Raw genomic sequence first — 6,949 nt, 5'->3', positions numbered from 1 at the left:
ATCTCTGATAGTGATTACTGCGAGTCTGTCCCGCCGTGACCATCCGTGTCGGTGGGAGTCCCTGAACCGGCGGCGTTCGACACCGTCGATGACACTATTCGCAGTAATCACTATGAGCGGGCCCGCCACTCCGGCACTCTCTCAGCGGTCAAATCGTGCCGGTATGTTTATCATCTGAGGAATCAATGCACGGGGCATGCTCAGTGACGGGCTGTATTATCCAAGCCGTAGTGACGATGCGCTGATGACCGTCCTCATCGGGGGTGTGCTGTCGATCCTGTCGTTCCTCCTGATTCCGATACTGTTCGTCTTCGGCTACTTCCTCCGGGTGCTTGAACAGACTGTGGACGGCGTCGACGAACCGCCGGTGTTCGACGACTGGGGCGACCTCGGAATGAGCGGGTTGTTGGCGTTCGTCGTCACCGTCCTCTACTATCTCGTGCCGACGGTGGTGTTCGTCGTCCTCGGTGGCGCGGGCGCCCTCACCGGCTCGGGCGATGTCGCCGCCGCCGGGTTCGCGATCGCGGCGTTGGTCAGCGGCCTGCTGTTCATCGCGCTGACGTACGTCTATCCGGCGGCCATCACCAACTTCGCTCGGACCGGCAGTGTCGGGGACGCGTTCGCGTTCGGGGATATCTCCTCGGTGGTGGTGTCGCCTGACTATCTCGTCGCGTGGGTGATCGGCTTCATTATTTTCGTCAGTGGCTTCGTCGTCGTCGGCGTGCTGAGCCTGATTCCGATTCTTGGCACCATCGTTGGAGTCTTCGTCAACTTCTACATTCAGGTGGCGGCCTACCGCGTGTTCGGCCTCGCGTTCCGTCGCGCCGCCGAAAGCGAGGAGACTGGTATCTCGATAGCCTGAGTCAGCTTCACTCGCCGCGTCTGTCGACGCGCGCGACGACCATATCGCGTCGACTCCACTCCAGCGTGATGCTGGCCGGACCGGATTGGCGGCGAACAGACAAGCGATGCTGCCGGCGATGATGGTGACGAGGATGGCGTCGATGACGACTGCGCCGACGCGAGCCCAACAGGTGTCGGTATGCGCGCCCGGCTGCTGTGGTGGCCGTTCCATCCGGACGCCATCCCTGCCATCGGGAATACGCGCAGGGGTGCCCGCCTACGGCCGGCGTGTCCGCGACTTGTGCCGTTAGAGTGAAACCGGCGCAAAGCGAACGACACCCCATGAGCGCAGATCAGGAACAGCGAACCATCCGGTGTCTCGTGGCCAAGGTCGGACTCGACGGCCACGACCGCGGGGCGCACGTCATCGCACGGGCGTTCCGTGACGCCGGCTTCGAGGTCATCTACTCCGGGCTCCACCGTGCCCCAGAGGAGATCGTCCAGGCGGCGGTTCAGGAGGACGTCGACGTGCTCGGGATCTCCATCCTCTCGGGCGCACACAACACGCTCATCCCCAAGGTTATCGAGGGGCTGAAGGAGTACGACGCCTTCGACGACACGCTCGTGCTCGTCGGCGGCATCGTCCCAGACGACGACAAGGAGAAACTGCTCGATGCCGGTGTCGCCGAGGTGTTCGGCCCCGGCACGCCGATGGAGGAAACCGTGGAGTTCGTCCGGAACAACGTCCACGAGCGATGAACGCGGCCGCAGCATCCGAGCTCGTTCAGGAGCTGTTGGCCGGGAAACACCGGGCGCTCGCCCGGGTCATCTCGAAGGTCGAGAACCGGGAACCGGGTTACCGGGACGTGGTCTCCTCCCTGCACAGCCACACCGGTCACGCCAACGTTATCGGCGTCACCGGCTCGCCCGGTGCAGGAAAATCCACCCTGGTTGACAAGCTGGCCCGCCAGTACCGCGACCGCGGCGAGACCGTCGGCGTCATCGCCGTCGATCCCTCCTCGCCGTACTCCGGTGGGGCCGTGCTCGGCGACCGCATCCGGATGGCGAGCAACGTCGGCGATATGGACGTGTTCTTCCGCTCGATGTCAGCCCGGGGGACCCTGGGCGGGCTCTCGACAGCCACCGCTGACGCGGTGAAAGCGCTCGACGCGTTCGGGAAAGACAGGATAATCATCGAGACGGTCGGCGCCGGCCAGAACGAGGTGGATATCGTCCGCACTGCCGACACGGTGGTCGTGCTCGTCCAGCCCGGCTCTGGCGACGACGTCCAGATGCTGAAAGCGGGTATCCTCGAAATCGGGGACCTCTTCGTCGTCAACAAGGCCGACATGGACGGCGCGAGCCGTACTGTGGCGGACCTCGAGGAGATGCTCCACATGGACCGGGACCCGACGGCGAAGCTGAACACCGGCCATCACGACGCGCCCGAGCACCCTGACTTCGGTGAGGACGAGGCGGCGGACGACGAAGCGGCCCACTGGGAGCCGAAAGTGCTCGAAACCGTCGCCACGAGCGGCGAGGGGGTCGACGAGCTCATCGAGACGCTCGATGCTCACTCCGAGTGGCTCGATGGCACCGGTCGCCGGGAGGCCAGAGCCCGGCAGCGCTACGCCGCCGAGATCCGCCAGCTCCTCCGCGCTGACGCTGCTGAACTGGTCGACGAGGAGCTGGAACGCCACGGCGGTGTCGGTGACCTCGCGGACCGCGTGCTGGCTCGCGAGACGGACCCCTACACTGTCGCTGACGAGGTGCTGCAGCCGGTCCGGGACTGCGTCGAGAACCGCCGGGAGGACTGACGGGCGTGCCGCCGCGTCGACGGCCTGGACCTACTCGCCGCCGCGAACGGCGTCGATGACCGCTTGTTCTGCGTCCCTGTCCGGGCCGTTCTCCGTGCCGTCGAGTCCGTTCGCTCGGTGAGACTGTGCAGCGTTTGCCACGGCGACTCCCGGCGGCGTCGACTCCCAGCCCAGCTCGGCGAGCTTCTCGGTCGCGGCAATCGCTGGCGAGGGGGTGTAGAGCGGGAACTCCACCGCCTCCAGCCCTGCGTCCGCGAGTTCCGTTGGGCCAGCTTCGACGATGTCGACCTCGGTGTCGAGGCCTTCCGCGGCGAGTTCCAGCGAGCGTTTCAGCGAGAACGTGTTGCGATCGGCGACGTTGTACGCCTCGCCGGGTTCACCCTCTTCCGCAGCGATCCGGAGCCCGCTTGCCACGTCCTCGACGTAGACGCGGTGGAGCAGACTGTCGCCGTCGAAGGGAACGACCACCTCGTCGTACTCGGCGACCCGGTCGGTCCAGTATGCGAAGCGCTCGGTGTAGTCGTGCGGGCCGTACACCAGCATCGGCCGGACGGAGATGGCGTTGATTCCGTTCTCGGCGGCCGCAGCGATGAGACGGTCACCCTCTGCCTTTCGCGGACCGTAGGTCTCCGCGGCGTCCTCGGTGGCCTGCTCGGGCGTGCAGTCGTGAAGCGGCGTCTCGTTCTCGCGCATCGGCACGTCGGGGGCGTCGTAGGCCGACCCGGAGGAGATGTAGACGTACGCCTCCACGTCAGCGAACAGTTCAGTTGCCGCCTCGACCTCGGCTGGGAAGTAGGCGCAGGTGTCGATGACGACAGCTGGGTCGACGGCGTCACGGGCGCGTTCGAGGTCGTCGCGCTCGGTCCGGTCGCCGTGGACCTCGCTCACTCGGTCGTCCTCGGCGAATGGGTTCTCGGACTCCCCCCGCGTGAACGTGGTGACGGCGTAGTCGTGGTCGAGTAGTTCGTCGACGAGATGGCGACCGATGAAGCGCGTGCCGCCGATAACGAGTGCGTCTGCGGACATACCGGTAGGTTCGGCCGGCGGGTGAAAAGCCCGCGTGCTCCGGCAGGCTACGACGCCTCGGCTGACTCATCTGCTTCGTCGATCGTTTCGACGCGCTCGCGGAGCCAGTCGATACCGGTCACAACCTGTTCGGGATCCGTGCCGGTCACTTTCAGCCGGTTGTACCCATCCCGTGAGGGGTAGCTGCCGACGACGAGATCGAACTGCTCGCGGAACTCGGTGAGGACGCCGGTCAGTGACGCCTCGGGGGCGGGAGTCTGGAGCGTCTCACTCACCGCGTCGCCGCCGAACTCGTCGGCGACGGTGTCGAACATCGCCTCGAACTCCGCGGACGGGCCAGGCAGCACGTAGACGTTCTCGACGACGGCGCCAGGCGAGAGCCCGACGGGGTTGCGCAGTGGGCGGCCATCCTCGGGCGTCGCGCCCCAGTCGTTCAGATCCAGATCGAAATCGTCGGGCTCCACCTCGTCCGGGTCGAGATCCCGATAGTCGGCCAGATGTTCGAGGAGCGCTGCTCGCACCTCGTCCTCGAGGACGAGGTCGCGGTCGAACGCGTCGGCGACGGCAGCCATGGTGATGTCGTCGTGCGTGCCGCCCAGGCCACCCCCAACGATGACAGCATCGAACTGGGTGGCCCAGTCTGTGACGGTGTCGGAGATGAGTTCTAGGTCGTCCGGGATGGTGAGAATGCGGGTGACGGTGGCGCCCCGCTCGTTCAGTCGACGTGCCAGGCGCTCGGCGTTGGTGTTCCGGGTGTCGCCGGCGAGAATTTCGTCCCCGACGGTGACGATGGCGACGTCCATACCGAGGAGAGGAGGCGGTCGACCCTTAGTCGTTCGGCTGCGGCTGCGGAACAACCGGACAACAGAGGACTCCAAGCTGTGATCGGTTCAGATGCCGACGTGTCGCCGGAACGAGCGCTCGGTGAGCCAGCGGTGTTCACCGTCCGAGACGGCGTCCATCCTGTCGAGGCAGGTTAGCGTCTCCTCGTAGTCGGTCTCCGGGCTGATGAATGGGTAGTCCGAGCCCCACGCCACCTTCTCCCGGCCGAACGTATCCAGCAGCCAGCGGATCTTGTCCTCCACGTCGCGGTGCGGGAACTGTTCGTCGGAGATGGCCGGGATGGCGGAGGCTTTCACCAGGACGTCGCCTGCATCTGCGAGGTCGGCGAACTGCGCGAACTCCGGGTCATCGACGGCGACGTCTGCACCTGCGCGGCCGAAGTGGTCGACGACGTAGCTAAGCTCCGGGTGCGCTTCGACGAGCGCCTGGACCTGGTCCAGGTGGGTGTAGTGGGCAAGCAGGTTCACGGAGGCGCCGGTCTCAGCGCAGGCCTCCCAGAACGCCGTCTCGTCGATAGCATCGCGGAGCCACTCAGTCTGGACGGTTTCACTCGGCTCGACCTCGTACATCGCGTCACGGGGGAACACCGGTGCGAGGCGGAAGCCGACCATGTCCTCGATGGCCATCAGGCGCCGGAGTTCGTCGGCTGCGTCGTCGGCGAACGGGTCCAGCAGAGCAACGCCGTAGAGCCGGTCGTACTCGCGGGCGACGTTCTCGACGTACCAGTTGTCGAGCCAGTGGGTGAGCGGGAGGCCGATGACGACTGCCTCGTCCACGCCGGCTGCGTCGAGGTCGTCGAGCAGCACCCCTGCAGTGTACTCCGTTGCCACCGGGAGCGCTGTGACGGCCTCGACGACGGAGTCTGTCTCCCATGGATGCTCCGCGGTGTCGGGTCCCCAGGCGTGCATGTGCGAGTCGAGGATGTTGGGCATACGTCACTGTGTGTCGAGCCGGCAATCAGGCTACCGGTGGTCCGCAGGCAGTCGAGAAACCGAACCACGACTAATACTGCCGGACAGAAGTCAGTACAGAGTTGCTCACCAGTCTCTGGCTCTCACACGAGCTGACGGCCGATTCACGGCGAGCGATGGTTGCATCGTTCTGTCCGGCAGTATATCCCAGTGCTCGGGAACCGCTCAGTAGGATTTCGCGAAGAACGCGGTGTCCTCGGCGTCGTCGCCACAGACCGCGCAGTCGGCGTCGCCGTCGAGCACGGCGTCGTGGTGTTTCTCCTCGTCCTCGGGGAACGGCACCATGACGATTTCGGCGGCCATCTGGTCGCCGATCTCCGCTTCACACCCTTCGTCGCCGCACCACGGCGTCTTCACGTAGCCGCCGTGCTGGCCAAGCGTGCCGAGGATGCCTGCACGGTCGTCGGCCGAGCGGACGTTCTCCTCCAGGTTCTCCTCGGCAGTGGCGTAGAGTTTGGCGTACACCTCGTCGAACTCGCCCTGGACGGCCTCGCCGACGTTCTCGCGGTCGAGCGTGACCTCCTCGCCATCGGGGCGGTGGATCGCCGTTATCTCGTCGTCCTCGACCTCGTGGGGACCGATTTCGAAGCGCACGGGGACGCCCTTCAGCTCCCACTCGTTGAACTTGAACCCGGGGTTGCGCTCGTCCCGGTCGTCGAGTTCGACGCGGACGCCCGCCGCTTCGAGTTCGTCGGCGACGCCCGCCGCGTACTCGAGCACCTCGTCTTTGGTGTCGGACTGCCAGATGGGGACGATGACGACCTGCTCGGGCGCGAGCGCCGGTGGGAGCACCAGCCCCTGCTCGTCGGAGTGCGTCATGATGAGTGCGCCGAGCGCGCGCCACGAGAACCCCCAGGAGGTGGTGTACGCGACGCGCTCCTCCTCGTCCTCGTCGGTGTAGGTGATGTCGAACGCCTCGGCGAACGACTGGCCGAGGTGGTGGCTGGTCGCGCCCTGGACGGATTTCCCGTCGGGCATCAGCGCCTCGACGGTGGTGGTGGTGTCGGCGCCCGGGAACTTGTCGTGGTCGGGCTTCTGGCCCCGAATCACCGGGATAGCGAGCGTGTCCTCGTAGACGTCCTCGTACTGGTCGAGGCGGGTGAGCGTCTCCTCCCAGGCGCCCTCGTCGGTCGCGTGGGCGGTGTGGCCCTCCTGCCAGAGGAACTCCTTGGTCCGGAAGAACGGCTTCGTCTCCGTCGCTTCCCAGCGAACCACGGAGGCCCACTGGTTGACGCGTAGCGGCAGGTCACGGTGGCTGCGAATCCACTGGGACATGTAGGGGGCGATGATGGACTCGGAGGTCGGCCGGACCGCGAGGCGCTCTTCCAGTTCCTCGTGGCCGCCGTGAGTGACCCAGGCCACTTCGGGGTCGAACCCCTCCACGATCTCTTTTTCCCGTTCGAGATACGATTCGGGGATGAACATCGGGAAGTAGGCGTTCTGGACGCC

Annotated in this window: 7 protein-coding genes; 3 read left to right on the top strand and 4 right to left on the bottom strand. The window is 66.0% G+C overall.

What is annotated here, in order from left to right; all coding sequences use genetic code 11:
* Window positions 1-196 precede the first annotated feature (196 nt).
* The 3 genes from V5A38_RS14100 to meaB all read left to right on the top strand — a co-directional run bounded on the left by V5A38_RS14100 (window position 197) and on the right by meaB (window position 2,660).
* The gene (locus V5A38_RS14100; protein ID WP_332326402.1) at window positions 197-862 is read left to right on the top strand and encodes a DUF4013 domain-containing protein; all 666 of its coding nucleotides are present in this window, start codon (window positions 197-199) and stop codon (window positions 860-862) included.
* Between the two features lie 323 nt (window positions 863-1,185).
* The gene (locus V5A38_RS14095; protein WP_332326401.1) at window positions 1,186-1,602 is read left to right on the top strand and encodes a cobalamin B12-binding domain-containing protein; all 417 of its coding nucleotides are present in this window, start codon (window positions 1,186-1,188) and stop codon (window positions 1,600-1,602) included.
* Window positions 1,599-2,660 (top strand): methylmalonyl Co-A mutase-associated GTPase MeaB, encoded by a 1,062-nt coding sequence (gene meaB / locus V5A38_RS14090; RefSeq protein WP_332326400.1) that lies wholly within the window; start codon window positions 1,599-1,601, stop codon window positions 2,658-2,660. Before V5A38_RS14095 ends, meaB begins: the two co-directional genes overlap by 4 nt.
* A 30-nt stretch (window positions 2,661-2,690) precedes the next feature.
* Here meaB and V5A38_RS14085 read toward each other — a convergent pair whose 3' ends face one another.
* The 4 genes from V5A38_RS14085 to proS all read right to left on the bottom strand — a co-directional run.
* Window positions 2,691-3,686 (bottom strand): NAD-dependent epimerase/dehydratase family protein, encoded by a 996-nt coding sequence (locus V5A38_RS14085; RefSeq protein ID WP_332326399.1) that lies wholly within the window; start codon window positions 3,684-3,686, stop codon window positions 2,691-2,693.
* Window positions 3,687-3,733: 47 nt separating this feature from the next.
* A complete protein-coding gene (locus V5A38_RS14080; protein ID WP_332326398.1) occupies window positions 3,734-4,489 on the bottom strand; it encodes a molybdopterin-binding protein in 756 nt (251 codons plus the stop codon).
* 87 nt (window positions 4,490-4,576) lie between these two features.
* The gene (locus V5A38_RS14075; protein WP_332326397.1) at window positions 4,577-5,461 is read right to left on the bottom strand and encodes an amidohydrolase family protein; all 885 of its coding nucleotides are present in this window, start codon (window positions 5,459-5,461) and stop codon (window positions 4,577-4,579) included.
* Window positions 5,462-5,665: 204 nt separating this feature from the next.
* On the bottom strand, window positions 5,666-6,949 hold a 1,284-nt coding region (gene proS / locus V5A38_RS14070), incomplete at its 5' end, for a proline--tRNA ligase (protein ID WP_332326396.1).

Origin of the sequence: Halolamina sp., assembly GCF_036626355.1 — an archaeon.
Taxonomy (GTDB): domain Archaea; phylum Halobacteriota; class Halobacteria; order Halobacteriales; family Haloferacaceae; genus Halolamina.
This window is presented reverse-complemented; position numbering and strand designations above follow the sequence as displayed.

What these genes read in the sequence shown, in the direction of transcription:
- V5A38_RS14100 (WP_332326402.1), top strand. Translation starts at nt 197, where the DNA reads ATGCTCAGTGACGGGCTGTATTATCCAAGCCGTAGTGACGATGCGCTG.
- V5A38_RS14095 (WP_332326401.1), top strand. Translation starts at nt 1,186, where the DNA reads ATGAGCGCAGATCAGGAACAGCGAACCATCCGGTGTCTCGTGGCCAAG.
- meaB (WP_332326400.1), top strand. Translation starts at nt 1,599, where the DNA reads ATGAACGCGGCCGCAGCATCCGAGCTCGTTCAGGAGCTGTTGGCCGGG.
- V5A38_RS14085 (WP_332326399.1), bottom strand. Translation starts at nt 3,686, where the DNA reads ATGTCCGCAGACGCACTCGTTATCGGCGGCACGCGCTTCATCGGTCGC.
- V5A38_RS14080 (WP_332326398.1), bottom strand. Translation starts at nt 4,489, where the DNA reads ATGGACGTCGCCATCGTCACCGTCGGGGACGAAATTCTCGCCGGCGAC.
- V5A38_RS14075 (WP_332326397.1), bottom strand. Translation starts at nt 5,461, where the DNA reads ATGCCCAACATCCTCGACTCGCACATGCACGCCTGGGGACCCGACACC.